Source organism: Colwellia sp. RE-S-Sl-9 (genome assembly GCF_048296855.1).
GTDB lineage: Bacteria > Pseudomonadota > Gammaproteobacteria > Enterobacterales > Alteromonadaceae > Pseudocolwellia.
Map to the genome: position 1 here is coordinate 3,148,968 of NZ_CP182631.1, position 25,961 is coordinate 3,174,928.

14 protein-coding genes, 2 tRNA genes and 4 rRNA genes are annotated in these 25,961 nt (G+C 38.4%); 15 read left to right on the plus strand and 5 right to left on the minus strand.

Annotation, left to right across the window (positions count from 1 at the left end; all coding sequences use genetic code 11):
• Window positions 1-94: 94 nt before the first annotated feature.
• Window positions 95-910, plus strand: coding sequence for a shikimate dehydrogenase (aroE, locus tag ACM9HF_RS13660; protein ID WP_473609612.1), 816 nt, complete (start codon window positions 95-97; stop codon window positions 908-910).
• Window positions 911-1,138, plus strand: a complete 228-nt coding sequence (locus ACM9HF_RS13665) for a hypothetical protein (RefSeq protein ID WP_473609616.1) — start codon at window positions 911-913, stop codon at window positions 1,136-1,138.
• A 33-nt stretch (window positions 1,139-1,171) separates the two neighbouring features.
• On the opposite strand, the gene ACM9HF_RS13670 is transcribed toward ACM9HF_RS13665, so the two are convergent.
• Complete coding sequence (locus tag ACM9HF_RS13670) at window positions 1,172-1,717, minus strand: gamma carbonic anhydrase family protein (protein WP_473609619.1); 546 nt, start codon at window positions 1,715-1,717, stop codon at window positions 1,172-1,174.
• Between the two features lie 751 nt (window positions 1,718-2,468).
• Between ACM9HF_RS13670 and ACM9HF_RS13675 the strand changes: the two genes are divergently transcribed.
• The 6 genes from ACM9HF_RS13675 (at window position 2,469) to ACM9HF_RS13700 (ending at window position 8,171) form a co-directional block, all read left to right on the plus strand.
• Window positions 2,469-4,011: ribosomal RNA gene (locus tag ACM9HF_RS13675) — 16S ribosomal RNA — on the plus strand.
• A gap of 151 nt (window positions 4,012-4,162) precedes the next feature.
• A tRNA-Ala gene (locus tag ACM9HF_RS13680) sits at window positions 4,163-4,238 on the plus strand.
• A gap of 463 nt (window positions 4,239-4,701) precedes the next feature.
• Window positions 4,702-7,592, plus strand: a 23S ribosomal RNA gene (locus tag ACM9HF_RS13685).
• Window positions 7,593-7,733: 141 nt separating this feature from the next.
• Window positions 7,734-7,848 (plus strand): 5S ribosomal RNA (rrf, locus tag ACM9HF_RS13690).
• A gap of 91 nt (window positions 7,849-7,939) precedes the next feature.
• Window positions 7,940-8,054 (plus strand): 5S ribosomal RNA (gene rrf / locus ACM9HF_RS13695).
• The 16S, 23S and 5S rRNA genes sit together here with 2 tRNA genes alongside, the layout of an rRNA operon.
• Window positions 8,055-8,086: 32 nt before the next feature.
• A tRNA-Tyr gene (locus tag ACM9HF_RS13700) sits at window positions 8,087-8,171 on the plus strand.
• A 233-nt stretch (window positions 8,172-8,404) separates the two neighbouring features.
• Here ACM9HF_RS13700 and ACM9HF_RS13705 read toward each other — a convergent pair.
• Window positions 8,405-10,039, minus strand: a complete 1,635-nt coding sequence (locus tag ACM9HF_RS13705; protein ID WP_473609623.1) for a response regulator — start codon at window positions 10,037-10,039, stop codon at window positions 8,405-8,407.
• A gap of 209 nt (window positions 10,040-10,248) precedes the next feature.
• Between ACM9HF_RS13705 and ACM9HF_RS13710 the strand changes: the two genes are divergently transcribed.
• Window positions 10,249-11,613: a DEAD/DEAH box helicase gene (locus ACM9HF_RS13710; protein ID WP_473609626.1), complete on the plus strand. Its 1,365-nt coding sequence runs from the start codon at window positions 10,249-10,251 to the stop codon at window positions 11,611-11,613.
• A gap of 5 nt (window positions 11,614-11,618) precedes the next feature.
• Here ACM9HF_RS13710 and ACM9HF_RS13715 read toward each other — a convergent pair whose 3' ends face one another.
• The gene (locus ACM9HF_RS13715) at window positions 11,619-12,068 is read right to left on the minus strand and encodes a YaiI/YqxD family protein (protein WP_473609629.1); all 450 of its coding nucleotides are present in this window, start codon (window positions 12,066-12,068) and stop codon (window positions 11,619-11,621) included.
• Window positions 12,069-12,277: 209 nt separating this feature from the next.
• On the opposite strand from ACM9HF_RS13715, the gene ACM9HF_RS13720 reads away from it, so the two are divergent.
• The 3 genes from ACM9HF_RS13720 (at window position 12,278) to ACM9HF_RS13730 (ending at window position 13,726) form a co-directional block, all read left to right on the plus strand.
• On the plus strand, window positions 12,278-12,754 hold the full coding sequence (locus ACM9HF_RS13720) for an acyl-CoA thioesterase (RefSeq protein WP_473609633.1): 477 nt from the start codon (window positions 12,278-12,280) through the stop codon (window positions 12,752-12,754).
• A gap of 20 nt (window positions 12,755-12,774) precedes the next feature.
• Window positions 12,775-13,143 carry a DUF2750 domain-containing protein gene (locus ACM9HF_RS13725; protein WP_473609637.1) on the plus strand — a complete coding sequence of 123 codons (369 nt, stop codon included), beginning with the start codon at window positions 12,775-12,777 and terminating at the stop codon, window positions 13,141-13,143.
• A gap of 112 nt (window positions 13,144-13,255) precedes the next feature.
• The gene (locus tag ACM9HF_RS13730) at window positions 13,256-13,726 is read left to right on the plus strand and encodes a c-type cytochrome (RefSeq protein ID WP_473609640.1); all 471 of its coding nucleotides are present in this window, start codon (window positions 13,256-13,258) and stop codon (window positions 13,724-13,726) included.
• Between the two features lie 93 nt (window positions 13,727-13,819).
• On the opposite strand, the gene ACM9HF_RS13735 is transcribed toward ACM9HF_RS13730, so the two are convergent.
• Window positions 13,820-14,509 carry a cytochrome b/b6 domain-containing protein gene (locus ACM9HF_RS13735; protein WP_473609643.1) on the minus strand — a complete coding sequence of 230 codons (690 nt, stop codon included), beginning with the start codon at window positions 14,507-14,509 and terminating at the stop codon, window positions 13,820-13,822.
• A gap of 157 nt (window positions 14,510-14,666) precedes the next feature.
• On the opposite strand from ACM9HF_RS13735, the gene ACM9HF_RS13740 reads away from it, so the two are divergent.
• Window positions 14,667-15,896 (plus strand): DEAD/DEAH box helicase, encoded by a 1,230-nt coding sequence (locus tag ACM9HF_RS13740; RefSeq protein ID WP_473609647.1) that lies wholly within the window; start codon window positions 14,667-14,669, stop codon window positions 15,894-15,896.
• A 223-nt stretch (window positions 15,897-16,119) separates the two neighbouring features.
• On the opposite strand, the gene ACM9HF_RS13745 is transcribed toward ACM9HF_RS13740, so the two are convergent.
• Window positions 16,120-19,572 carry a LamG-like jellyroll fold domain-containing protein gene (locus ACM9HF_RS13745; RefSeq protein ID WP_473609651.1) on the minus strand — a complete coding sequence of 1,151 codons (3,453 nt, stop codon included), beginning with the start codon at window positions 19,570-19,572 and terminating at the stop codon, window positions 16,120-16,122.
• Between the two features lie 489 nt (window positions 19,573-20,061).
• Here ACM9HF_RS13745 and ACM9HF_RS13750 point away from each other — a divergent pair, with 489 nt between their 5' ends.
• Together ACM9HF_RS13750 and ACM9HF_RS13755 are read left to right on the plus strand one after the other, a co-directional pair.
• Window positions 20,062-23,778: a TonB-dependent receptor domain-containing protein gene (locus tag ACM9HF_RS13750; RefSeq protein ID WP_473609655.1), complete on the plus strand. Its 3,717-nt coding sequence runs from the start codon at window positions 20,062-20,064 to the stop codon at window positions 23,776-23,778.
• A 68-nt stretch (window positions 23,779-23,846) separates the two neighbouring features.
• On the plus strand, window positions 23,847-25,931 hold the full coding sequence (locus ACM9HF_RS13755; protein WP_473609658.1) for an Ig-like domain-containing protein: 2,085 nt from the start codon (window positions 23,847-23,849) through the stop codon (window positions 25,929-25,931).
• Window positions 25,932-25,961: the final 30 nt, after the last annotated feature.

The following is a 25,961-nucleotide window of genomic DNA, read 5'->3' on the forward strand; positions in this document are numbered from 1 at the left end:
TAAAGCAATTTCATCTAAAAAAGCATCGATAAGTCGATGCTTTTTTATTGGATCTGATTTAAGCTAAAAAAAATAGCATTAAATAGAATCTACTATGGATCACTATCTCGTTTACGGTAACCCAATAAAACAATCTAAATCTCCATTTATACATACAGCCTTTGCAAAAGAAACAAATCAGAACATTGAATATAAAAGTCAGCTAGCAGAATTAGGCGAGTTTGAGAAAACGGTTAAGCTTTTTATTAAAGAAGGAGGTAAGGGGGCCAATGTGACTGCTCCTTTTAAAGAAGAAGCCATGGCAATGTGTGATGAATTATCTGAACACGCTAAATTCTCAGGGGCAGTAAACACCTTAACCTTTAAAATTGGGAAAATTTATGGTGATACTACCGATGGTGTTGGTTTAGTAAATGATCTGTTATCTCATAACGTTCAGTTAGAAAATAGTCGAATTTTACTCTTAGGGGCTGGTGGCGCTTCAAAAGGCGTTGTTTTACCTTTATTGAATCAAAAACCTAAACATTTAACTATTGCTAATAGAACCGTGTCGAAAGCAGATGCAATAGTACAACAATATACAAACCAACCTATAACAGCTATGTCGTTTGAAGAAGCTAATAAACAAAAATTTGATCTTATTATTAATGCAACATCGGCAGGGCTGTCAGGAAATAGTGTACCTATTTCGGAAAGTCTCATAAGCACTAATACGGTTTGTTACGATATGACCTACGGTAAAAACCTAACACCTTTTTTGCAAATGGCGACTAAGCAGAATGCTAAACAGATAATTGATGGTTTAGGTATGTTAGTAGGGCAAGCTGCTGAGAGTTTTTATCTTTGGCGTGGTGTTCGCCCAGAAACTAGCAAGGTATTAAACGAATTACGCAAAGAGTTAAATCAATAAATGAATCAAGCTATTATAATTAATGACGATTATGAATTTAATCACAACAAACAACATTGGCAATGTACAGCCATGTTGTCTGGAGAAAAAGTCGTTATTATAATTAATAGCCGTGTTTCATCTAATGAGCTGACACAAGCTATTAAATTTGATTGGGAATATGAAATAGAGGAATGGCTCGAAGAAAACGAGCCAAATAATAATACAGTAGAAATTACGATTAAATAATATGTACAAAAAATAGCGAATTACTTTCTATTTCTATGCTTCTTCATCTAAGTATTCATTTTTAAAGCCAACATAGTTATCAGCTGATTTTTTAAGGAACTGAAATTCAGCATCAGTTAACTTTCGTGCTTGTTTCATTGGATTACCAACATATAAATAACCACTCTTTAATATTTTGTTTGGAGGTACTAAAGTTCCAGCACCTATAAAAACATCATCTTCAATTATTACACCGTCCATAATTATTGCACCCATACCAACCAATATACGATTGCCTACCGTACAGCCATGCAACATGCATTTATGGCCAATAGTAACGTCTTCACCAATAATTAAAGGGTAGCCATCCGGATTACTTTTATTTTTATGAGTTACATGTAATACAGAACCATCTTGTACGTTTGATCTATTACCAATAGAAATAGAATTTACATCACCTCTTATAGCCACTAATGGCCAAATACTCACATCATCACCAATTGATATATCACCTATAAGAACAGCGGAAGTATCAATATAAGTGTTTTTACCAAAAGTAGGAGAGATGTTTTTAAAGGATCTAATGTTAATCGTGTTCATATTAAGTCGATTTTCCAATTTTAATTTTGTTTATTTTAACAAAGAACCATAAAAATAACGTAAAAAGCAAAAATAAGAAAACAGTTAACGTATATCAAGTCATGTATACCACTGACAAATAGCTCTTTAAATACACTAAATGTTGGTAAATAACACAATAAAACCAACGTCTGTGTGAAAATCCAGCAAACGGAAAGTTTTTTCAAAATAAGTGTTGACGTCACCTCAAAAATCTCTAAAATGCGCTCCACTTCTTCAGGGAAACCCAGAGAAGGTAAGTATAGGAAATACTGAGTTCACTGAATAAGGACAGCGAAGTGGACGTTTTGATAGGTTTAGTTAGGCTTAATTGCGAATTAAACGAAAGATAACTTTTAAAATCTTTTAAAAAGAATTTCAAAAAGTTGTTGACATCAAAACTGAGACGCGTAGAATGCGCATCTCGCTTCAGGCAAGGCCTGCAGCACAAGAGCTTAACGAATGCGATTAACCTCTTGCTTCTTTTATAAAAAGAAGTCTTTCTTTAAAAATTAGTTATCATGCAATTTGTGTGAACACTCACATTAAGATTGATTTTACATAGTCGGTTTTATTACTTAGGTAATAAGAAAGACGTAAAACAGCTTATGTTGATGTCACACAAAAAAGTATAATTTGATTTATCAAATTGTACGTTTTATGTAGTTACTGACTTCGGTTGGTAACACGACAGAATTCATTGAGCAGCATCGCAAGATGCACAAACGATTTATAATTGAAGAGTTTGATCATGGCTCAGATTGAACGCTGGCGGCAGGCTTAACACATGCAAGTCGAGCGGAAACGAGAATAGCTTGCTATTCGGCGTCGAGCGGCGGACGGGTGAGTAATGCTTGGGAATATGCCTAATGGTGGGGGACAACAGTTGGAAACGACTGCTAATACCGCATAATGTCTACGGACCAAAGGAGGGGATTCTTCGGAACCTTTCGCCATTTGATTAGCCCAAGTGAGATTAGCTAGTTGGTAAGGTAAAGGCTTACCAAGGCGACGATCTCTAGCTGGTTTGAGAGGATGATCAGCCACACTGGGACTGAGACACGGCCCAGACTCCTACGGGAGGCAGCAGTGGGGAATATTGCACAATGGGCGAAAGCCTGATGCAGCCATGCCGCGTGTGTGAAGAAGGCCTTCGGGTTGTAAAGCACTTTCAGCGAGGAGGAAAGGGTGTAGACTAATACTCTGCATCTGTGACGTTACTCGCAGAAGAAGCACCGGCTAACTTCGTGCCAGCAGCCGCGGTAATACGAGGGGTGCAAGCGTTAATCGGAATTACTGGGCGTAAAGCGTGCGTAGGTGGTTTGTTAAGCAAGATGTGAAAGCCCCGGGCTCAACCTGGGAACTGCATTTTGAACTGGCAAGCTAGAGTATTGTAGAGGGTAGTGGAATTTCCAGTGTAGCGGTGAAATGCGTAGAGATTGGAAGGAACATCAGTGGCGAAGGCGGCTACCTGGACAAATACTGACACTGAGGCACGAAAGCGTGGGGAGCAAACAGGATTAGATACCCTGGTAGTCCACGCCGTAAACGATGTCAACTAGCCGTCTGTAGACTTGATCTGTGGGTGGCGTAGCTAACGCGCTAAGTTGACCGCCTGGGGAGTACGGCCGCAAGGTTAAAACTCAAATGAATTGACGGGGGCCCGCACAAGCGGTGGAGCATGTGGTTTAATTCGATGCAACGCGAAGAACCTTACCATCCCTTGACATCCTACTAAGTTACCAGAGATGGTTTCGTGCCTTCGGGAAAGTAGTGACAGGTGCTGCATGGCTGTCGTCAGCTCGTGTTGTGAAATGTTGGGTTAAGTCCCGCAACGAGCGCAACCCCTATCCTTATTTGCTAGCGCGTAATGGCGAGAACTCTAAGGAGACTGCCGGTGATAAACCGGAGGAAGGTGGGGACGACGTCAAGTCATCATGGCCCTTACGGGATGGGCTACACACGTGCTACAATGGCAAGTACAGAGGGCAGCAATACCGCGAGGTGGAGCGAATCCCACAAAGCTTGTCGTAGTCCGGATTGGAGTCTGCAACTCGACTCCATGAAGTCGGAATCGCTAGTAATCGTAGATCAGAATGCTACGGTGAATACGTTCCCGGGCCTTGTACACACCGCCCGTCACACCATGGGAGTGGGTTGCAAAAGAAGTGGCTAGTTTAACCTTCGGGAGGACGGTCACCACTTTGTGATTCATGACTGGGGTGAAGTCGTAACAAGGTAACCCTAGGGGAACCTGGGGTTGGATCACCTCCTTATCTTGAAGTAAAACGTTTTAATGGGTATAAGATTTATTTAGGTCGATTATTTGCCATCCGTGGCTAATCGACACAGGTACATCCTGTACCAAGAGTGTTCACACAAATTGCCTGATAACGAAATAGAAGAAGTGCACACCTCATAAAATATGGGGCTATAGCTCAGCTGGGAGAGCGCCTGCCTTGCACGCAGGAGGTCAGCAGTTCGATCCTGCTTAGCTCCACCACTTTTTCTTCAAAAGAAAGAGACCAAACTTAACTTGTTCTAAGTGAACACATTAAGTTTGGTTTTTTACCGGAAACGTTCCGTACGTTTCTCGGGTTTTCCTCCATCCGTGGGGGTCAAACCAAAATTTTAGCCGAATGCGTGCTGAGATTAAGTTCTTTAACAATCTGGAAAGCTGATATAAATACCGGTATTTATATAGCACTCAACGGTGTCGCGCTGTTGTTTGTAACGTATAAATACCAAGCTATTGTTACTTCTTTTATCGGGAAGTGATGATGGTGGTCATGTTTCCTCCTCGGAAATGTGATCAACCCGATAACAAGCTTCTTATTTATAAGGAACTGTTATCAACTCTTATTCAAGACACACAATGTGTGCGTGAAAATGTCAGACTTTACAATTACTGTGGTTTAGTCACCACGGTGTACTTAATATTCTTTCGAGACTATTTAGGGTTGTATGGTTAAGTGACTAAGCGTATGTGGTGGATGCCTTGGCAGTTAGAGGCGATGAAGGACGTGTTAATCTGCGAAAAGCTTTGGTGAGGTGATAAAAACCGTTATAGCCAAAGATATCCGAATGGGGAAACCCACCCGTCGTAAGGCGGGTATCGCTACCTGAATACATAGGGTAGCGAGGCGAACCGGGAGAACTGAAACATCTAAGTACCCCGAGGAAAAGAAATCAACCGAGATTTCGTTAGTAGCGGCGAGCGAACGCGAATTAGCCCTTAAGTGGTTTGTAAGTTAGTGGAATCTACTGGAAAGTAGAGCGATACAGGGTGATAGCCCCGTACACGAAAATAAACTTACCATGAAATCGAGTAGGTCGGCACACGTGAAACGTTGACTGAACATGGGGGGACCATCCTCCAAGGCTAAATACTCCTAACTGACCGATAGTGAACCAGTACCGTGAGGGAAAGGCGAAAAGAACCCCTGTGAGGGGAGTGAAATAGAACCTGAAACCGCATACGTACAAGCAGTGGGAGCCCGATTTAGTCGGGTGACTGCGTACCTTTTGTATAATGGGTCAGCGACTTATATTTTGTAGCAAGGTTAACCGAATAGGGGAGCCGTAGCGAAAGCGAGTGTTAACTGCGCGTTTAGTTGCAAGGTATAGACCCGAAACCCGGCGATCTACCCATGGGCAGGTTGAAGGTTGAGTAACATCAACTGGAGGACCGAACACACGTATGTTGAAAAATGCGGTGATGACTTGTGGGTCGGAGTGAAAGGCTAATCAAGCCGGGAGATAGCTGGTTCTCCCCGAAATCTATTTAGGTAGAGCCTCGCACGAACACCATTGGGGGTAGAGCACTGTTAAGGCTAGGGGGTCATCCCGACTTACCAACCCTTTGCAAACTCCGAATACCAATGAGTGATATGCGGGAGACACACTACGGGTGCTAACGTCCGTTGTGAAGAGGGAAACAACCCAGACCGCCAGCTAAGGTCCCAAAGTACTAGTTAAGTGGGAAACGATGTGGAAAGGCATAGACAGCTAGGAGGTTGGCTTAGAAGCAGCCATCCTTTAAAGAAAGCGTAATAGCTCACTAGTCGAGTCGGTCTGCGCGGAAGATGTAACGGGGCTAAACTAGTCACCGAAGCTGCGGATTTGAACTTAGGTTCAAGTGGTAGGGGAGCGTTCTGTAAGCCGTTGAAGGTGTGTTGTAAAGCATGCTGGAGGTATCAGAAGTGCGAATGCTGACATGAGTAACGATAAGGGGAGTGAAAAACTCCCCCGCCGAAAGACCAAGGTTTCCTGTCCCATGTTAATCAGGGCAGGGTAAGTCGGCCCCTAAGGCGAGGCGGAAACGCGTAGTCGATGGGAAACAGATTAATATTTCTGTACTTCTATATATTGCGAAGGAGGGACGGAGTAGGCTAGGTGAGCACGGCGTTGGTAGTCCGTGTGAAAGATTGTAGGTGGGTGACTTAGGTAAATCCGGGTTGCTGTTAACACTGAGAGTCGAGACGAGTCTCTACGGAGATGAAGTCATTGATGCCATGCTTCCAGGAAAAGCTTCTAAGCTTCAGATATATAGGAACCGTACCCCAAACCGACACAGGTGGTTAGGTAGAGAATACTAAGGCGCTTGAGAGAACTCGGGTGAAGGAACTAGGCAAAATAGTACCGTAACTTCGGGAGAAGGTACGCTCTCTGGTGTGAATCCCTTGCGGAGTAAGCACAGGAGAGTCGAAGTAACCAGGTGGCTGGAACTGTTTATTAAAAACACAGCACTGTGCAAAATCGAAAGATGACGTATACGGTGTGACGCCTGCCCGGTGCCGGAAGGTTAATTGATTGGGTTAGCTCTGCGAAGCTCATGATCGAAGCCCCGGTAAACGGCGGCCGTAACTATAACGGTCCTAAGGTAGCGAAATTCCTTGTCGGGTAAGTTCCGACCTGCACGAATGGCGTAATCATGGCCACACTGTCTCCACCCGAGACTCAGTGAAATTGAAATTGCGGTTAAGATGCCGTATACCCGCGGCTAGACGGAAAGACCCCGTGAACCTTTACTATAGCTTGACAGTGAACATTGCTCCTACATGTGTAGGATAGGTGGGAGGCTTTGAAGATGCGTCGCCAGATGTGTTGGAGCCAACCTTGAAATACCACCCTTGTATGCGTGATGTTCTAACCTAGGGCCCTCATCGGGCTTGGGGACACTGTCTGGTGGGTAGTTTGACTGGGGCGGTCTCCTCCCAAAGAGTAACGGAGGAGCACGAAGGTTGGCTAAGTACGGTCGGACATCGTACGGTTAGTGCAATGGCATAAGCCAGCTTAACTGCGAGACAGACACGTCGAGCAGGTACGAAAGTAGGTCATAGTGATCCGGTGGTTCTGTATGGAAGGGCCATCGCTCAACGGATAAAAGGTACTCCGGGGATAACAGGCTGATACCGCCCAAGAGTTCATATCGACGGCGGTGTTTGGCACCTCGATGTCGGCTCATCACATCCTGGGGCTGAAGTCGGTCCCAAGGGTATGGCTGTTCGCCATTTAAAGTGGTACGCGAGCTGGGTTTAGAACGTCGTGAGACAGTTCGGTCCCTATCTGCCGTGGGCGTTTGAGAATTGAAGAGGGCTGCTCCTAGTACGAGAGGACCGGAGTGGACGAACCGCTGGTGTTCGGGTTGTTATGCCAATAGCATTGCCCGGTAGCTACGTTCGGAACTGATAACCGCTGAAAGCATCTAAGCGGGAAACAGGCTTTGAGATGAGTTCTCACTGGAGCTTTAAGCTCCCTAAAGGGTCGTTGGAGACTACAACGTTGATAGGTCAGGTGTGTAAGGGTTGTGAGGCCTTGAGCTAACTGATACTAATTGCCCGTGAGGCTTAACCATACAACACCTAAATAGTTTTGTATGAAGTTTGACACACTCTATGAGTGACACGTACACATGTGCGAATAAGAGATTAAAACGTATTTATAGTTCAATGAAAATAATTTTTTGTTGAAAGGCTTTCAAGATTGACCTTTTTTGTCTAGCGACAATAGCGATGTAGACCCACCTGATCCCATTCCGAACTCAGAAGTGAAATGCATTAGCGCCGATGGTAGTGTGGGAGTTCCCATGTGAGAGTAGGACATTGCTAGGCTTCTAATACTAAAAGCCCGTTACTGATGTGACGGGCTTTTAAACTCTAGAATTTAGTAAATTTCTTAAGTTTGTTAAATTCTAAAGTTTTGTTTAGCGACAATAGCGATGTAGACCCACCTGATCCCATTCCGAACTCAGAAGTGAAATGCATTAGCGCCGATGGTAGTGTGGGAGTTCCCATGTGAGAGTAGGACATTGCTAAACGCCTATTTCAACCTAGTAATAGGTTACCCCGTGGAGGGGTTCCCGAGTGGCCAAAGGGATCAGACTGTAAATCTGACGGCTCAGCCTTCGGTGGTTCGAATCCACCTCCCTCCACCATTTTTTCTTAGCCATATTATACCAATCGCAATAACCCATTCATTATTTATACTTGCCTTAATGGCCAATTACATTGTTATTTAATAATTAGAACACTTCTTATTAAAATAAATGCCTCACCTATATGACGTAGATGCTTAGGTTCGGTCTGAAACGGTGAACTTGTGTATTTGACAATTTATTCTTCGTATAAAATAGGTCAATTCATTAATGCGTTTGGTATTAATTGTTGTTTAAGCTTCTTTTTCTATTGCTTCATCATATTTCTTTTTTAATTTCTGATATCTAAAGTACGATTCTGAATTGACTGATAATTGATTAAACTCTCTTGTTAGGAGTTTCGCTTTGATTATGTCTTTATCTCTAGCTGTTAAGTGTTCAATTGAAACAATAATGGCTTGGTAAAGATTTAATTTTATTCCTATATGATAAGGGAATAGTGTTAATGCTTGAGTTAATTTATCAATAGCTAATTTGTAATGGCCTGTTCGGTAAAGATTAGTACCAATTTCTAATGCAATCTGTGCTTCTGCTTTATTTTTGTCACTGATGGGTTGCTCAATAATTTTTGATATCTCTAGCATTAATTCAGTATCGTCAGGGTTTGATTCAGCTAGCGCGTTAATTAGGTTTTTGCCCATTTCTTTTTTATTAAGTGATATTAAGTATTTGGCTATTGATAACGTACCTTTTGCTGAATAATTATCGCTTTCTTTTTTGAGTAATCTTTCTGCTTCGGTTAATGCTGTTAAGGATAATGAAAAATCTTTAACTTTATCATGCAAACGAGAGGTTAATAACAATGAGATTACTTTAAGTTCTGGTTGTTTAAAGTCTCGTGTCATTTTTTTTAATGCATTAAACACCTTGGTGTTGAGTTGCTTAATTTGATAAGTCGAGAGTTGATCGGCATATTCTAAAAGTGCTTCTGCAAAATTAATTGTATTTTCTGGTTTCCGATGAATAGAGTGATAGGCTAAATCATGTGTGTTTTTATAAGCATTAGTTGCTTTTTCGAAGTTTTGATTAGCTAAGCACTGTTCAGCGTATTTTTTCAGACGAGGAACTGATCTAGGCGAAATGCCAATGGCTTTTTCTAGTATACGTTCAGCCTCTATAGGTTCCTCTAGTAATTGATAAGTTTTTGCTAGCCAGTCGTAAGAAGAAAGATAATGGGGATAGCTTTCAATTAATTTATTTAAATAGTTTTTTGCTGTTAAATAGTCTTTATTGATTATGGCGATTTTGCTTAAACCTATAACAGCCCATTGGCAGTTTTCTTCATTTTCGTAAGATAAATAAATTTCTTTTGCAAGATCATATTGTTCAAGTTCGTAGTATTGGCGTGAAATAATACCTAAACATTCATTTTTATATAGATTATTTTTTTCTGCCATTGCATTAGCTAGGGTAATAACATCATTATAATTGTTGTTATCCATAGCCGTATAAATTGGAGCCATTGCTTTCTTTTTTCGTAGGCATTTCTCTAAACGCGTTGATATTTCACCTAAAGTATAGGGTTTTGTAAGGTAATCATCAGGTTTGTGTTCTAAAGCAGCTAATACCATAGATTGTGATATTTCTGCTGTTATCATAATAATTGTACAATGACGTGATATTAAATTTTTAACCCGTAACTCTTCTAATATTTGTTGACCATTCTTACGGTCTTCACCTAAATCGTAACCGAGTAAAATTACATCGTAGCCAATGTTTTCGCATTTAGAAATAATATCTGGGGCGTGCTGACTTGTATCAATACGGAGTGCATTAATACTTTGAGCAAATTGCTTTAATATTTCTCGGGATTGGCGAATGCCATCTATAATTAAAATATTTTTTTCATAACATACAGCATCAAGCATGAAATACCTTTTATATCATTAAGATAATGACGTGTAACAAAATCCATTAGCGTAACTTTACCAGTTATTTACTCGTAATATAAGTAACAGATTTGCCTATATAACGATAAAGAATTAAAACCTGATCGTTGTAAGTAAATTGCCTTAACTACTACTATAATGTAAGCTTCAGCGCCGCGATTGGCGGTATATAGTGAATTGAGTATATTATGAGTTTTACATCTTTAGGCCTTTCGACAGAAATTCTTACCGCTTTATCTGAAAAAGGTTATGAAAACCCTTCCCCTATTCAAGAACAAGCTATTCCTGCCGTATTGTCTAGAAAAGACGTTATGGCTGCTGCTCAAACGGGTACAGGTAAAACTGCAGGTTTTACTTTACCTATATTAGAAATTCTATCTAAAGGTAATAAAGCAAAACCTAACCAAGCGCGTAGTTTAATTTTAACGCCTACACGTGAGTTAGCCGCTCAAATTGCTGTCAATGTAGATACTTATAGTAAGTATTTATCACTAAGTTCTACAGTAGTATTCGGTGGTGTTAAAATTAATCCTCAAATGATGAGATTACGTCAAGGTGCGGATATAGTTATTGCCACGCCTGGTAGGTTGTTAGATTTATTTAATCAAAAAGCCATCCGATTTGATCAGCTTGAAGTATTGGTATTAGATGAAGCTGACAGAATGCTTGATATGGGGTTTCTTAGAGATATAAAGAAAATATTGTCATTTTTACCTAAACAGCGACAAAACTTACTTTTCTCAGCAACATTTTCTGACGATATTCGTGATCTTGCTCGTGGTTTAGTTAATAATCCTGTTGAAATCTCTGTCACACCTAAAAATTCAGCGGCTGAATCAGTTTCACAATTGGTTTATCCGGTAGATAAAAAGAAAAAGCCAGAGCTATTAACGCAGCTAATAAAAGATAATGATTGGCAACAAGTGCTGGTATTTATGAAAACCAAACATGGTGCTAATAAGTTAACTAAAGTTTTAGAAGGTGCTGGGATAAAAGCAGCGGCAATTCATGGCAATAAAAGCCAAGGAGCACGTACAAAAGCTTTAGCTAACTTCAAAGAAGGTACTATTAGTGTGTTAGTTGCAACAGATATAGCAGCGCGCGGAATTGATATTGACCAACTACCACAAGTGGTTAATTTTGAATTACCTAATGTACCCGAAGATTATGTTCATCGTATAGGTAGAACAGGTCGAGCAGGTGCTAGTGGTCATGCTGTTTCATTGGTATGTGCAGATGAAATAGACTTACTCAACGACATACAACACGTTATGCAGAAATTTATTCCCCGTGAAATATACGAAGGCTTTGCACCGTTTAACGAATTACCAGAATCAAGAACACTAAGACCATTAAAACAACAACGATCTAAAAAACCTAAAGCGAGCTTTGAACATAAAGATGGTCAAAGATCCGCAGATAATGCGCGCGGGCATAAGCCTAAAAGTAAAAACCAAAATCATAAAGTAGGGAGTAACCCACAAAGCCGTTCGGCTCGTAAACCTAATGCACAAAAGAGTGCTTCAAAAGATCCCTATTCAGCATCAAGGTAAATCTATTATTTGTGATTTGTAGCAAGCCATTTGTCTAAGTTGTTGGCAAAGGCTTGTCTATCATTTTGACTAATTGGTGGTACGCCACCTGTTTGAATTCCGCTAGATCTTAATGTATCCATAAAATCCCTCATATTAAGCTTTTGTTTAATATTGTGTGTTGTATACAGTTCGCCTCTAGGATTTAAAGCAATACAACCTTTTTCAACGACTTCAGCCGCAAGTGGAATATCAGCCGTAATAACTAAGTCTTTTACCTCGGCTCTTTTCACTATTTCGTCATCGGCTACATCAAACCCTGAATTGACTTGAACAAAGTTAATAAACTTAGAAGGTGGTGTTTTCAAGAAGTGATTAGCAACAAGTGTAACTTCAATTTTTGCTCGTTCAGCGGCTCTAAAAAGAATGTCTTTTATTACGATAGGACATGCATCAGCATCTACCCAAATTTTCATTTATTATTCCTGTTATTATCATGCGATGCATCTTTATGGTGCAATAGAAACACATTGATTTTTAATTGTTCAATTTTGTCTGTTTTAAGGCCATTATTAAAGCATTAAATAGGATAATCGCTATTTTGAGGTTATATTAAAGTGGAACGAAAACTGCTTAGTTAAAACATATACTATTTATTAGCTATTCATTACAAAGAGAAATAAAGATGAACAAACCACAAAGAGATATCACCTTAAGATTTTTAGCTGAGCCACAAGATGTAAATTTTGGTGGTAAAGTTCATGGTGGCGCCGTAATGAAATGGATCGATTTAGCCGCTTACGCATGTGCAGCAGGTTGGAGTGGTCGTTACTGTGTTACTGCATATGCGGGTGGTATTAAGTTTGTTGCACCTATTCATGTTGGTAGTTTGGTTGAAGTATCAGCTAAAGTTATTTATACGGGAACGTCATCAATGCACATAGCGTTAGAAGTAAATGCATGTGATCCGAAGTCTCTTATTCGTCGTAAAACCACCCACTGTATTGTTATTATGGTTGCGGTTGATGAAACAGGTCAAAAAATTCAAATTCCAGAATACATTCCTGAAACTGAAGAAGATATTTCTCAGCATAATGCAGCGATAAAATTGATGGAAATGAGAAAGAAAATAGGCGATGAAATGGAAATTTTTGCCATTTAAACTTTTAAAAGGTTAGGAATATGGCTAACGAAAACAATTTACATAAAATACTAAACCTTAATGATGAGAGTAGAGTAACCTATTTTTTAAAAGAGGTGCGTGAGCATCAAACTATTTGGATACTAACCGATGAGCATGGTTGTGTCATGTTAAATACGGAAGATGAAGATTGCGTGCCGGTTTGGCCTTCAAAAGAAACAGCTGAACTATGGATTAATGAGGAATGGAATACATGTAAAGCGGAAGCTATAAGCCTAAATAAATGGTATAGCCGCTGGACACAAGGTTTGTTAGATGATGAACTCGCCATCGTTGTATTTCCTAACACTAACGAGCAAGGTGTTGTGTTATACCCTGATGAGTTAGAAGATGAATTAAGAAAAAAATAATGAAACCAAATGTTACTTTTTAATGTGTAGTAATATAATAAATAAGTTTACTCTTAAGTGAGTATTCATTTAAGCTACGAGTAAAGTTAGTTTAATGAGGGATTTAATCAATATGAAAAAAATATTAACAAGTATAGTCGTTGCATCTTCATTTGTTGTTGCTGCATCAGCAATGGCAGATACCGCCAAGTCGTTAAAGCAAGCTGAAAAAACTGCTCATACACGTCAAGCCGTATTTGGTTTGCTAGGTAGCAATATGGGCCCGTTAGGCGCTATGGCAAAAGGTAAAATGCCATTTGATGCTAAAGCGGTAGAAAAACATGCTTTACGCATTAATCAATTATCATTAATGATTGCCGATTATATGAGTACCAATACATCAGGTTTTAAAGTTAAAACAGAAGCTTCAAATGATGTTTGGACCAAACCTGAATTATTTGAAAAGCGTACAGAAGCATTAGTATCAGCTTCAGCCGACTTATTAAAAGTTGCAAAGTTAGGTAATGAATCTGCTACTAAAAAAGCTATCGGTGAAGTAGGAAAATCTTGTGGCGGCTGTCATGATGATTTTAAAGTCGACTAAATAGTTTTTAAAAATGATAAAAAAGCGCTGCTATTAGAAATAATAGCAGCGCTTTTTAGTATCTAAGTTTAAGTTGTCTATTTAATCAGTGAGTTAATAATATTCTTCTATTACGGGAGCATTTATAATAACTAACCAATATACAAAAGCCGCAACAGCTATAGCTGTTATAATCGCAATAATAATTTTTGAATGCTTTATTGCATCTTTTTCAGATACTTCTTCAGAGCTTTTCTTTCCTGTGATCATTGAAGCAACTAATGCTTTCTTTTTAACAACCTTATAAAAAATAATGGCAAGTATATGTAAGGCTATTGCCGCTAAAATCACATTAAAACTATTACGATGGAAAAAGGTAATAACTTTTTCAAGACTGCCAGTAACTTCTCCGTAATAAGGGCCTGATGTAAATATATCGTCATTCATAAATAAGCCACTTATCGCTTGTAGTAAAATTATTACTAACATAAATACAACCATTAAACTACCTAATGGATTATGTCCTGGATAAGCCGCTGATTGTTGATCGTTTTTATTTTTTATATAGTTTATTAGTTTGTTTGGTGTAGGAATAAAATGTTTAAATTTAGCATGAGTCGTACCTATAAATCCCCATAATATTCTAAACAGCATCAATCCCAGTGCGACATAACCAAAAATAAGATGATAATCGATTAAATCGTTGTCTTGATCGGAGGTATACCAAGCACCTAATATTGTTAGCACTAATACCCAATGAAAAAGCCTAAGAGGTAAATCCCAAATTAAATATTTTTTTGCCATAATCATTCAACCTTTTTGCAGAGGTGAACATTATAAGAGGTTCGTTAGAAATGGCTATTTTATCAAGAACATTAATTGTAAAAATTAGCTACATTACTCAATGTTGAAACTTCTCTGATACAATAGCGACATTAAAAATTTATTGTTGTGAAATTGTATGAGCTTTACCTCTTTAGCGTTAAATCCTGCTTTATTAAAAGCAATTGAAGAGTCTGGTTATGAAAAGCCTACTCCTATTCAACTTGCCACTATTCCTGTTATTTTAAAACATAAAGATGTTATGGCTGGAGCACAAACAGGTACAGGTAAAACCGCGGCTTTTACGCTCCCTATTTTGCATCATTTATTATCTCAAAAAACAACGCGTACTGTTAAAGCTCTTGTTTTAACACCTACGCGTGAGTTAGCTCAGCAAGTATTTAAAAATATAGAGACCTACGCTAAATATACCGATATTAAATCAGTGCTTGTTTATGGTGGTGTAAGTATTAAACCACAAACTGAAGCTATAAATGCGGGTGCCGACATTATTGTTGCTACACCAGGTCGATTATTAGACCACTTAATTAATGGTTCGCTGACTTTGGCTGATTTACAGTACTTAGTGTTTGATGAAGCCGATAGAATGCTAGATATGGGCTTTAAAGATGAGATTACTAATATTTTAAAAAGAGTGCCTGCTGAGCGTCAAACCTTACTGTTTTCAGCAACTTTTGACGACAGTATTTTTAAGCTAAGTAAAACCTTATTAAATGATCCTCAATTAATCGAAGTGGGTGAACGTAATACAGCAGCAAAAGATGTTGAGCAAATTGTATATACCGTAGATGCGGACAGAAAACGCGAGTTAACTTCTTTTTTAATTGGCTCTAAAAACTGGCGACAAGTCCTGATTTTTACACGTACTAAACAAGGCGCTGATGAGCTTGCAAAAGAAATGTGTAAAGATGGGATTAAAACACAATCTATTCATGGCGATAAATCGCAGGGCGCACGAGATAAAGCCCTTGCTGAATTTAAAGAAGGCAAAACAAGAGCTCTTGTTGCGACAGATGTTGCTGCGCGCGGTATTGATATTATCGATTTACAATACGTTATTAATTACGAATTACCCTATGTAGCTGAAGATTATATTCATCGTATTGGAAGAACGGGTAGAGCAGGTAAAGCCGGTTTAGCCTTATCACTCATGAGTCCGGATGAAGAGTGGCTGTTAAAGGCGGTTGAAGATGTTCTTGATACACAATTGTTACCACAGTGGTTGCCTGGCTATGAACCTGACCTGACTAAGCCACCTAAAAGTGGAAGAAAAAAACAAAGTCCTCCGTCTAAAAAAAATGCTAGAAAGAAAGCGCTAGGCGCTCAGTCAAATCGTAGAAAACGATAATTTATATGATGTTATTGGCTAGTTTTTAGTATTCTTGATATATACCCGTTATCAATCAAGAGGCGTATTTCAGAGCACTTGAGCGATATCAATTCAAGATACAGATTTCAGTTGGGCCAAAAAATTAGGCACAAATTACGTGGAACGTGAAATCTGTGCCTATAAATTTTTTAATTATCTTTAAGTCGTCAATCAATTAACTTGGTATTAGTTTAGTGATTTGCTACTGAACCATTTCAACAATACCTATATCAGCGTATTGTCCCCCAATAGTTTGATGAGTATGAACAGAAATAACATTATTTCCACCTAAGTTCAGTGCGGCTTTTGCTGCCGCAGTCATCTTAATATGAGAATAGCCACTGGTATATCCGTTAAACTCTCCTGCTAATATCCCGTTTATATAAACAAGCGCTTCATCATCATGGTGGATTTCAAAATATAGATTATCTAATTGTTGAGAGTTTAAATTATCTAATATAAACGTTTGACGCATCCATAAATCAGCTGTATTCCAAACTGTTCTTACAACTGTACCTGGTGTTTCTACAGTACCAAAACCTGCGTCGCCTGTTTTCCAAGACGAATCATTAAATTCAACTGCTTGCCAACCTGCACTAGGAGCAGTGGTGGTATATTGCCAACTGATCGCTTGATTTTTAGCGCTTGGAACAATGTCATTGAAGGTTAAAGGTATTCCTTGATTCAACTTTTTGAGGCGAGCCAGATCATTCCCTTTTATCCGTTTTCGATCGTAGGTTAGAAGACCATTTTCCTCTCCTTCTACATCGGTGAGTTGTGTATAAACATAGGCGCTCAATCCTTGTGTATCTTTCCACTCGTAAAGTGTTTTAACTTTACTACCATAAGACTCGAAGAAGTTTAGATCGTCGAACACCTGTCCAGCATAAGTATGCCCACCACCTATTTGCCATAAATGATTTGGAATTTCGTAAGTGATCCCTCCATATTCACCGTTAACTTTAACACGTCCTGCTGTTTCAGCATCTGTTGGAACGCATGGGCCCGGATAGCAATGACTATCTTTGACGTGTCCTCCATTATAATCTTCCCAGCCACTTGTTTGGCTTACTACTCGGCTTGGGTCAAAGGAAATAGCCCAATCAGTAACGCGATTAGAACCTTCCTCAAGAAACTGCCCCCATTGCTCGTTAAAAATTACCCACATAATAATAGAGGGGTGGTTATGAAGTTTTTCCATCATGATCTGCAGCTCTTGTTCCCACATAACATCTTCATTACCTCGCAGATCTAGATTTCTACTTGGCATATCTTGCCACACTAATAGTCCTAGCTTATCTGCCCAATAGTACCAACGGTCAGGCTCTACTTTTATGTGCTTGCGAGTCATATTGAAGCCTAACTTTTTGGTTATTTCTAAATCATACTTTAGTGCTGCATCATTTGGTGCCGTCATGATACCGTCAGGCCAGTATCCTTGATCTAATGGGCCTCTTTGGAATAAAAATTGATTATTGAGGTACATTTTCTGGTAACCTCCATCAGCCACTATAGAAATTTTTCTCATTCCAAAATAACTACCTACGGAGTCAATGATCGAGTTTCCATTTTTCAAGTCAATTTTCAGATCGTAGAGAAAGGGATTATCGGGAGACCATAGAGTGGGATTTGGAATAGTTATAGTAAATTCAGAACCTACATTTTGCGCTATTGCTGAAGCTACCGACATACCTTCCGATGTTATCGATGCATCGACTAGAAGATCGTTCGTATCACCCTTGACATTAATGATTAGACTTACAGTATTGTTGTCAATATTAGGAGTCAGTTTAATACTATCTATATGACTTGCTGGCACAGGCTCCATCCATACTGTTTGCCAAATTCCTGTTGTTGCAGTATAAAAAATATCGTGAGGGGTTTCTGCTTGTTTTCCTATAGCTTGACTGCTTGCTCCTGTATCATCAAAAACACGAACTATAATTTCTTGATTGCCCGTTGAATTCAATGAATCCGTAATATCATAAGAAAATGAATCATAACCTCCTTTATGGATACCTTGACTTTGACCATTGACAAATACCTCGGATTCAAAATCAACCGCTCCAAAATGTAATAGGATTCGTTGATCATGCCAATTGGTGGGGATGTTGATTACTTTGCGATACCAAAGGTGATCCCAGCCTTGCATTACACCGGATAAGGCAGATTCAATCGCAAAAGGTACAAGCACAGCTTGAGGAAAGTTTTGATTGCTGGGGAGGATCTCTCCAGCAATTCCTTCTTTCACTTGCCAGATTCCATTTAAATTGTCCCATTCTGTGCGAGTCATTTGCATTCTAGGGTAGTCTTGATGGACATTGTCAGGAGACAGGTTATTAGAAAAGTCTGTCATCAAAGCAGCCGTTCCTTTAGTCCACACTGGTTCAATCCAGACAGAGTTCCCGTCGCTAGCTGCTTTTACAATAAGGTTGTCAAATGATGAGTTGGCCATAAATGATCTCACCCCTATACTGCCAGATGTGTAGCTAGTGTCGTTGATATTTATTTGGGGAATACCATCGAGATAAACCTGCAAATTGGAGCCAATAGCGATAACCTTTAATCGATAGGTTACACCTGTTTTAATTCCCGCAGCTACAGACTGTAATAAAGTCCAATTATTATCCATTTTGCCAAGCGTGATATTTCCATTGTCTTCAATTCCTGCATAGTAGCCGCTGAATGAGTCAGCACCAATGCTAGGATTGATGATGCGAAATATAACTCCTGCATTACCTGAGGAATTTAAAGTGATGTCTGCTTCGTATTCAAAATCAGTAACATTAACGTTATCTGCTACCGACTTATAACCTGGGCCACTATTAACGTGATATTGATTGTCATTTATTTGCCAAACTCCATCATATATTGTCCAATCGTTGTCGTTTCCGTCATTAAAATCATCACTGAAAAGCGCACCTTGAATATTACCTGTTGAAAATAAGTTTTTTGCTTCTGTTCCTGATAGCGCATCATTATAAACTTTCACTTCATCGATCGCGCCAGAAAAGTAATCAACATTTTCGCCTAGCCATTGTCCTCTTCCTATAGCTGTATCGCCTGAAGCACTCCAAGGCGTTGTAAATGATTGGTTTGACGCCAAGAGACCATTAACATACAGTCTTATTTCCTGAGCAGTTGCATCATACATTCCAATTAAGTGATACCAAGTATTAGGTAGAGGATTAAAACTGGCTTCAGCTCGAATTACATTAGCAGTAACTGAATCACTATCAAGCATCGAAAATGCAAACTTGTCAAACTGGGTTTTCTGTAAAAAGAAACCACTGAGGTTTACCCCATCTTGGGAGACTGCGGTTTGCCAACCTGAGGTTGAGTCTAACTTAACCCAAGCGGCAACAGAGAATGAAGACATAGTATTAATAGCGGAGCCTGATATTTCAACAGAATCACTTACTCCATTGAACTGTAAGGCGTTTTCTAGATAGCCCGTTGTTATCCACGTTGCACCTTGTACAGAACCATCGTTACTACCAGTTGAATCAGCAACAATACTTCCTGTTCCTTCATCAATAGCCCACGCATGTTCTAAATTGTTAGCCAGAGTTACTTTTGATACCCCAGCTAGAAGCAAACTGATAAATATTAAAAATACTCCATTTATATTACTTTTTACAAACCATGCTTTCATGGTATTTCCTTATAATTGCTTGTTACGTTATGAGTGATATTTTTTGTTTTTACATAGATAAAAAATGTTCAATCTTTGATTGACTGCGTTTTAGATAAGTATAGTGACTAGCATTGTTAATATTATTAATTAATCTAATATTAATGAAGTGAACACTTACGTTGCTTTTTTACTATTAAACCTAAAAAGCAGTTATATCAATTTATTATAAAAAATGTTTATTAATTTGTAATAGATATCAATATAAACAAATAATTTATTTAAAACATATTAACATTATAAAATGTAACAACTTATTTAAAGTTGGCTATAAATTAAACGCAATATAAACAGATCTTTATTGTGTATTGTTAACAAAAAAAGATTGACAAGCATGTTGTCGCGGCACTAGAGTGTCATAAGTGGTTAATTTCATATGTTGGGTATGGAATTGCTGTTCATTTGCTAGAATTAAATAATTATAAATAGAATGTTTATGGGAGATACAAAGTGAACGCAAGTAAAAAGTTTAAATTTAATGCTGTTTGCTTAGCTGTTTTTTCAGTTTTGAGTGCTAGTGCTAACGCACAGGATGCACTAGAAGATGAGAAAAAAATAGCTAAGGCTAAGGCAGAGCAAGAACAAGAGCAAATTGAAGTCATTGAAGTTACGGGCTTACGTGGTAGTTTAATAAAGTCCCTCAATGATAAACGATTTTCTAAAAACGTAGTTGATACAATTAACGCTGAAGATGTTGGTAAAAATACAGACCAAAATATAGCTGATGCTTTAGGTCGTATTACAGGTGTATCGATTGTTCAAAATCAAGGTGAAGGTTCTCAAATAACAATTCGTGGGGCTACTTCTAACCAAAATAATATTAGTCTTAATGGACAACAATTAACATCAACAGATTTTAACCAAGCGGTTGATTTAAGCTCTTATTCGGCAGACGCACTTTCAAGATTAGAAGTTGTTAAAACTCCTAGTGCTGATCATGATGAAGGCTCTTTAGGTGGTAGCGTTAACTTAGTTACTATTAAACCATTAGACCGTGTGGACAAAGATCCTATTCGTACCTTAGAAGTACAAGGAAGATATAATGAATTTGCTGATGAAACAGACAGTAAAATTCAGTTCACATTAACAGAAACTTTTCTTGATGACACTTTAGGTTTAGCACTTAGCGCATATCAAGACTCTAATAGTACACGTCGCGATCAATATCGAGTGGGTGACTTTATTGAGTCTAGCACACTTAGAACAGCATCTGACCTGAATGGTAATGTAATCAGTGACGTTATTGCAATTGAGCATCAAAGTACTGAATATTCACTTCATCAAGATACTTCTGATCGTCAAGGCTTGACGCTAGGTCTTCAATGGATCCCAACTGACCAGACTGAAATTTCATACGACCTAACATATAGTAAACAAGATCGTCGCAGAACAAATGACACTATCAAAAGTCGTTCTACTGCAAGTAGTCCAGGCTTATTTGAGGGAGAAAATAACCTCAACAATAATAATGATGCTCAATATATTTCAACATTTACAGACCCGTTTGCTGATTGGTTGGTTGTAGATACAGACACTAATACATTAGTTAAGAATACTACTCGTTTTGCAGCTGGTGACGTTAGTCGTACGAATAATGCGACAGAAGAAACTAACTTAAGTACAACCTTAAAAATAGATCAATACATTACTGACGATTTAAAAATGTCAGTTGCATTAGGCCATTCTAAAAGTAAAAGCGAGAGTGATCCTTACAATGCTTTTAGTAACCTGCAAAACTTTGGGCAAGCTCCAGCTCAACTATTAGTTGATGCAGGGAGAGATGCACAACCAGTTGGTTATGATTGTACTACCGGAGAATGTAGAATAGTGGCAGGTACAGCCATTATGGATCTTGGTACTGAAATTTTTGATCGTTATACAGATGAAGAAGGTATTAGTCGAGCTGCATGGTACGATAACACTAATGTATTAACAGGGTTTAACCCTTCTGATTTAGATGTTTTTAACTTAAGCAGTATTTCTCAAAGAGATGTGACAGTTGAAGATACACTAAATAATGCTCAAATAGATTTTGATTGGGATGTTGAGCTAGGTCCTATCACTCAATTTGAATTCGGTGCGAAAATTAGCCAACGTAAAAAAGATGTTGATAATCAAAACTACCGATTCACTTCAACGTCTGCAACCGAAGTATTAGAAGATCCTATTACTGGTCAACCTATTGTTATTAATAATGGTGATATTCGAAGCATTAGAGCAAGCTTGATCGCTAGAGAAGGTGGCAGCGGTGTTGATGACTTTATGGAAAGTTTAGGTTATGAAAGCGACAATGTAACTCAAGGCTTATCTCCTATTAATATTAGAAGTGCTCTTGATCTTCTTTTTGATAATGAAGATGTAATAAGAACACCAAACAATACAGAAACAAGAAATACAGAACTTGATACTAAATCAGTTTACTTTAAAGCTAACTTCGAGTTTTTAGATGGCGATTTAACCGGTGATATTGGTGTTCGTTATGTAGAAACAGAAGTTGAGGCTGAAGGTTATGCTGGTGCACAATGGTGGAGTTTTGGTGGTGATAGTCTTGCCCGTGAATTTGACTTTACTAAATTAAAAGAATTACGTGACACAAGCCTACCAGCATGTCCTGAGTATGATACTAGCGATACAGGTTATGCACACAAATATAACAGAGTAGATGGTTTAGGTTGGGATACCTCTTCAGGTCCAGATCCATCAGGTTGGACACGTATACCTGATGCTGGACCATGTCATGACCCATTTTATGCTGATTGGTTTTCTCTAGTTTCAGCTGACCCTACTATTAAAACGTATCCTGAAGGACATGCTAATGCAGGTGAGGATATTGTTAATGCTACTTGGATAAATATGTGGCGTTATACAGATGCTAGTGGTAGTCATCAAAATGAATTCGGTGATCCTAGTTTAACTACAGCTCCATTCACATGGGATGGAAGTGTTGCTGGCGCTTTAGATACTACAGGTTATACATCTACAGCCTTAACAGATAATCAGGTAATGTCTTTACCTACAAATGATTCATATAAATATACAAATGTATTACCGAGTTTGAATCTTAATTATGTTATTTCTGAAGAACTAGTAGCCCGTTTTGCCATATCTAAAACAATGACAAGACCTAAAATAGATTCATTAAGACCTGGTTTTTCTTTAACTCAAAACTCTTACTGGAGTGGTGAAACTTCTAATATAAACAGTCGATTAACTCAGTTTAATACAAGATTAGATCCATTAGAGTCAAAAAATATAGACGTATCGTTGGAATGGTATTTTAATCCTTCATCTATGTTGAGTGTTGCGATTTTTAATAAGGATATGTCTAACTTCGAAACGACAGAAACCTTCCAAGCTTATCTTGACGACTTTAGACCAGCAGTAACAGCTGGTGAAGCAGTTAACCCTAATGAATTATATTTATTTGAAGGTGACGATCTTAATAACTGTATCGGATTAACAGCAACGGCTGGTTCACCATTCGATAAAAGTTTACCTATTCCTCTTTCAGATGATTTAGGTTTGTTATGTGATGAATATAATATTAATAAACGTATTAATGGTGACGGTGCTGAAATTACGGGTGTAGAGCTTGGTTACTCTCAAACGTATGACTTTTTACCAGGGGTTTTCAGTGGTCTAGGTGTATCAGCTAACTATACATATCAAGACAGTAGTTATGATGCTCAGATCGGCTCAAATGGCGAACCTTTACCTGAGTACCCAGTTGCAGATACACCTAAGCATTCTTATAACTTAACTACATTCTGGGAGAAGAATGGTCATCAAGTTAGGTTAAGTTATCGTGGTACTTCTGATTCATTGGTAGGAACTGATTTTAACACTGGTCAAAGTGGTAGAACTTGGAACAGAGGTAGCCTTTGGAATGAAGGGCGTAATTCACTAGATTTATCAGCGTCTTATAAAGTTAATGACGCAGTAACAATTAGTTTTCAAGCAGTTAATTTAACTGATGCCGAGTTTAGAACTTACTTTACAAGTAGAACGTTAAACGTGGAACGCGTTGCAGCTGATAATCTAGAGGGCTTCGAATATGTTGAATATAACGAAGGTAACCCATTAGAAGGTGATGCAACTAAATCGCGTACTTATACTCGATTTAAAACAGGCAGAACGTTCCGTTTAGGTGTACGCGCTAACTTTTAAAATTAATTAAAATAGGTGTGTAGCTCTGTGAAGTTTATACACCTTTTTAAAAAAAATGGTAATTTACTATGAAAATTATAAAAAAATCTTTACTAATTGGTGCTATATCTACAGCACTGTTTGGTTGTGGTGATGAATCCTATAAACCAGACGTAAAAACTTCAAATGTGGCTCCTGTTGTTTCAAGTAACATTCAATTTACCGCTCATGAAACAGATGATGGTGAACGAATTTATTTATTAGGGACTGCATCAGGAAAAGAGGCAAATACTAATAACGGCGCTGCAGGTGTTACTGACGCAGATGGTGACGTGTTATTTGTGACTAATTTTACTGCAGATACAGATGATTTGACTGGCTTTGAATTTTTAGGGAATGCAATATTTGTACGTCCTTCTGCGTTGGCTAGTACATTAGATACTGGTGAAACAAAAACTGTTGTATTTTCGTATGATGTTTCTGATGGAACTGAAACATCAACTCGAACAGCAACACTGTCTGTGACAGGTGAAGATGTCGCACCTATAATTATCGGTGATTTAGTGGGTAATTACACTAAGGATGCAGGTACTGGCACTTTAAACTTATTAATAAATGCTAGTGATGCTGATGGTGAGCCACTAACTGCATCTAACCTTGTCGCAAGTGCAGATAACCGCTTTGTTTTGCCTTCGTCACTCAATGAAAATAATGAGTTGGTGCTAGATATAGCAAGTATTGCTAGCCAAGTCGCAGATGGCGAAAAAGTAACACTTAATTATACATATCAAATTAGCGATCATAATCACGATTTAACTCGAAACTTAATGATTAATATTTTGGGTGTTAAAGATGTTCCTGGTGCACCATTAATTAGTAGTTATTTTTTAAATGATGAGTTAAACGAAACAGACACATCAAAAGTTTATGATCTAGTTGCTGATGTAGTTGACCGTGAAGGTGACGCTATAATAGTTAAAAACGTTAAATTAAATGGTGCTGAAGCTTTGATGTATGGCGCTAAATTAGAGGGTAATAATTTAACCTTTACTCCTAATGCATTTTTAACCGATATTGCAGCAGGCGCTAATATGTCGTTTGAATTTACTTACCAAATTGAAGATGCAAATGGAAACACTTCTGATGGTGAACGTTCATTAGCGATTGTCGTTAATGGTGTAGAGTCTAATATTTTAGTTAATAATGGCGCATCAGTAGATTTTGAAGGTTTACCAGCAGGTAATTTACCAAGCAATATTGGTTGGAGAAAAATCACTTATGATGGAGTGGTAGCAAACCCAGTTGTATCAACTAATTCAGCTCATTCAGGTTCTAATAGTATTTTTCTTGAAAAAGGACTGGGCCTTGAAATAAATTGGCCAGCTACGGCTGACCGTATTTATTACTACGGAGGTTGGACCCAAACAACTGAAGACATCAATGCTAATTTCCTTCATTTTAATGTTTACGGTGGTACTCGAGCATGGTGGCAAGCTGGGGTTAGACAGTGGGTAAATGACTCAACTCAATGGCTTGAAACGACAAAAGTATTCACAACGTTTGATTGGGATTTAGGGACTATTGTGCCGGATGCATTATTTCAATCATTAAATGGGCCAACTTGTTGTTCTGATAGCGATGCTTATGTAGATGATCTACGTATTGTTGATATTACTGATATCGACGGTTATGCCAATAACATGTTAACTATGAACGCCTCTTCATTTGAAGATGGTGTCGTACCTACTAACAATGGTGTTGGTGTTATTGGTGTTACTGATACGGCTACAGAGGTTACTAGTGGTACGTATGCTTTAACTGTTGATACAACGGATAATGCATCTGCCTCTGAAGTTGTGTTACCTGTTCAAGCAGGAGCTGTGAAAGCAGGTGGTCGTTACATGTTGCAATTAGACATACACCCAACTAATGCACCTGTTGATGTAGCTACAGGTTTTGAAGTTAAATTAGAAACAGCATCTGGTGAGGTTTATAACTTTTCTGCAAGTACATGGAGCAACACGGTAAATAGTGCTGTACGTGTAATGCTTAATACAGATAGTGCAACAGGTACACCTGATTGGGAAAACGAAGATGTTTCTGTTCGTTTAAGATTCCAAATAGCTGGTATTGTCTATCATATCGATAACCTAGCATTGTTTGCTATTCCATAATAAATACAATTGCTATTTATATTAAAAAAG